This is a genomic window from Moorena sp. SIO3B2, assembly GCF_010692525.1.
Classification (GTDB): Bacteria; Cyanobacteriota; Cyanobacteriia; order Cyanobacteriales; family Coleofasciculaceae; genus Moorena; species Moorena producens.
Window position 1 is genome coordinate 1 of the sequence record NZ_JAAHHE010000941.1, and the last position, 1,186, is coordinate 1,186.

Genomic DNA, 1,186 nt, shown 5'->3' on the forward strand with positions numbered 1-1,186 from the left:
GATCGTTAGTCAAAGGAGAACTCAATCATTTATATCCCTTTGATTCTTCAATTAACGCTCTAAATTTTGCGTCCAATGTTCTGCTTTTAGTTTTTTGTGAATATCCGTTTACTTACAGGTAATTAAGAGAGACAGCATTAATGAGGCTATCAATGAGAGGCTGACTATCTTTTCTTCTATTGATCTTAAAGCAAAATTCATCAAGGTAGTTTTGCAGATACTCACGTTTAATCTTATGATTAATACCTAATAGTTTTCTTTTGGCATTACTTATGCCGATGTGTACCCATTTTAATGATTTATTTAGATTATGTTCTTCTGATAGTTTCATTTCGTGATCAAATTTATGCTTAATATTTTGATAGGAGGTGCTTTTATCTGTGATTAAAACGGATTGATTGTCTATTTTTCTTACCAGTAATTCATCTATTTTATTCATTTCATGCCCTTCTAATACATTCATTTTAAATTTACCTACCCAGTTAAATTGATGACCTGAAATAGGGTCTTCAAGTGGGACTGATTCAGCCATAACAGCTACTTTCGCTTTTTTTTTACTCCCTCTACCTCTTTTATTCTTCATTTTTTGAGGACTAGAGACACTAAAATAACCTTCGTCAAACTCAATAGTACCTTTTAGTTGTTCTTCTTCATTTGATTTAGCCATCGCTTTCCTGATTTTATGGACCATTGCCCAAGTGCTCTCATAACGTTTCTGACCCAGCTGTCGTTTGATCTCTAAGGAGGATAAACCCTTTTTAGAAAAACTAATCAGGATCATTGCTCTGTACCATAGTAAAAAGGGAAGTTTAGCATGTTCCATAAATGTCCCACTTCTTAATCCAGTACGAAATTTACACTCTGAACATTCCCATTGGTATCTCTTCGATAACCAATAATGCTTGGAACAACCACATTTTTTACAGTAAATACCTTTTGATTCTCTCCTTAATTTAAAATCAGCTCGACAGGATTCCTCAGTATTAAATCTTGCTGTTAACTCGAATATTGTCATCTTTTTTTATTCAAAGTAAATCAGCTACTTCGCAATCTATTTACGTTCCTGTATCTTTACGGATATTCACATAAAGTAATTTCATTAAAGCATTATCCGAATGAAAAACACGTTTAGTTTTTGTTACTCTTCTAAGCTGAGAATGAAAACTTTCGATGGTATTATTAGTGT

The 1,186-nt window shown here is 32.8% G+C and carries 1 protein-coding gene; it reads right to left on the reverse strand.

Annotated elements, in window-relative coordinates; genetic code table 11:
- Window positions 1-112: 112 nt before the first annotated feature.
- The gene (locus F6K38_RS42530) at window positions 113-1,015 is read right to left on the reverse strand and encodes an IS1595 family transposase (protein WP_287360911.1); all 903 of its coding nucleotides are present in this window, start codon (window positions 1,013-1,015) and stop codon (window positions 113-115) included.
- Window positions 1,016-1,186 lie beyond the last annotated feature (171 nt).